We start from the raw sequence: 701 nt of genomic DNA, 5'->3' as shown, positions 1-701 counted from the left end.
TCTGCCTTCCGGCGCGGGCGCGGGGCAGCTACAGGTGTGCGACGTACCGGGCCGGCGCGTGGGTGGGCAGCGCGTACTTACCCCCAGAGCCGAAGCGACACTGCCCACCATCGGTTGGCCCCCTGGCGTGTATCAGGTGAGTTGGGAGCCCGACCGCCCCGACCAGCCCCGCGCCACCACCCGCCTGCTGTTGCAATAGCGCGGCAGCCTCGGCTTCGGGCTCAATGCAAAGCGAGTGGAAATTTGCACGCTTATGAAACCCGTTTGCATTAAGCGCCGTCTCCTTACCTTGCCGGCCATGACAACGGACTGCGACTTCTTGCTGGTGGGCCACGGCTTGGCGGGCGCCATACTTGCCGATGTACTGCGCGCGCGCGGCCACCGCGTACTGGTATTCGACCCGGGCAAAGCCAACTCGGCCTCCAACGTGGCCGCCGGGCTGATGAACCCCGTGGCCGGCAAACGCTTCGCTCTGAGCTGGCGCGCCGCCGAGCTGCTGCCCGCCGCCATCGCCTACTACCGGGCCCTGGAGCAGCGCTTCGGCCAGCCTTTTTTCACCGAAGCCCCCATCTTCAAGCTATTCGGCTCGCTCGAAGAGCAGAACGCCGTGCTGGCCCGCAGCACCGACCGCCCCTGGGGCGACTTTGTAGCCGCGCTCACGACGACCGACCCGCACCTGCCCGGCGTGCACGCGCCCTTCG

At 67.9% G+C, this 701-nt stretch carries 2 protein-coding genes; both read left to right on the top strand.

Annotated features, from left to right (window positions below; translation table 11 throughout):
- Positions 1 to 199: hypothetical protein (locus ACYVDE_RS25150; RefSeq protein ID WP_460504248.1), on the top strand; the 199-nt coding region annotated here is incomplete at its 5' end.
- Positions 200 to 298: 99 nt separating this feature from the next.
- A partial coding sequence (locus ACYVDE_RS25145) for an FAD-dependent oxidoreductase (RefSeq protein ID WP_460504247.1) occupies positions 299 to 701 on the top strand: 403 nt, incomplete at its 3' end.

This window comes from Hymenobacter agri (assembly GCF_054778495.1).
Note: the sequence above shows the minus strand (reverse complement) of the source record. Positions and strands in the feature narration are given on the sequence as shown.